We start from the raw sequence: 1,117 nt of genomic DNA, 5'->3' as shown, positions 1-1,117 counted from the left end.
CAGCTCGAATGCGAACTGGCGGCGCATGCGGTCTCTGCCCACAGATCACAACAACAAGCGTAAACCCGGAGAACAAGAAATGTCCGATATCAAAGTCGTGGTGTATGGCGCCAGCGGTTACACCGGTAAACTGATTGCTCGTCATCTCGCAGCACGGGGCATCCCCTTCATCGCTGCCGGTCGCAGCGCAGCGAAGATCCACGAGCAGTTCGCCACCCAGCCGGAACTGAAGGATGCCCACTACGAGGTCGCCGAAGTGGCCAACGAGGAAGCGGCGCTGACTGCCTTCCTGGCGGGCAAGAGCGTTGTCTACAACACCGTGGGGCCGTTCATGCAACTGGCCGAGCCGATGGTGCGTGCGGCGCTGGCGGCCGGTTGTCATTACCTGGATAGCACGGGTGAGCAGGACTGGATGCTGTTTGTGCGGGAGCGTTATGCCTCTGCCTACGCTGAGCGCGGGCTACTGTTGATACCTGCTCTGGCATTCATGTGGACTACTGGCCACCTCGCGGCGGAAGTCTGTCTGGAAACTCCCGGTATCGACACACTGGATCTGGTCTATGTGACCCGTGGCTCGCTGCCGTCAGTGAGTTCGACTCTGTCCTTCCTGCGTATGTGCTGCCAGCCGCAGTACCACCTGGCGCAGAAGCAGTTGGTGGCCTGGGAACCGGCGACTCCGTACCAGACTGTGGCACCGAGCTTCCACCAGGTGCTCGATTGCCTTCCCTGGAGCGGTGGTGGCGAACCGGTGTGGTACCAAGATGATGCGCGCGTACGTAACTGCAGCATGCTGGTGAACTTCGGCAACCCGCAGGTGATGAGCCATGTGTTGAAGCTGGCGCGCGAGTTCAATGAGGTCCACAAGCACAAGTCGCCCGAAGAGCAGGAGGCTGTTACCAACGGCTGGGGGCATGAGCTGACTCCGAGCGAGCCACCGCGCGAGAACCCGGACCACTGCCGGGCGGTTATTTCCTGCCACGGCAGCGGCCCGGCAAGCCAATCAACGGTCATTCTTCAGGGTAACTGCGCCTATGAGCAGGCCGGATCGATAGCGGTTGCCGGGATCGAACGCATCCTCGCGGGGGAAGTCTCTGCGGCCGGCTTCGTCAGTCCGGCC

Annotated in this window: 1 protein-coding gene; it reads left to right on the top strand. The window is 61.6% G+C overall.

The window, feature by feature from the left end:
* Nucleotides 1-79 precede the first annotated feature (79 nt).
* On the top strand, nucleotides 80-1,117 hold a 1,038-nt coding region (locus tag KGB28_RS01875; RefSeq protein ID WP_223441679.1), incomplete at its 3' end, for a saccharopine dehydrogenase family protein.

Origin of the sequence: Pseudomonas sp. BF-R-19 (assembly GCF_019956445.1) — a bacterium.
In the GTDB taxonomy this organism is placed as follows: domain Bacteria; phylum Pseudomonadota; class Gammaproteobacteria; order Pseudomonadales; family Pseudomonadaceae; genus Aquipseudomonas; species Aquipseudomonas fluorescens_BH.
This window is presented reverse-complemented; position numbering and strand designations above follow the sequence as displayed.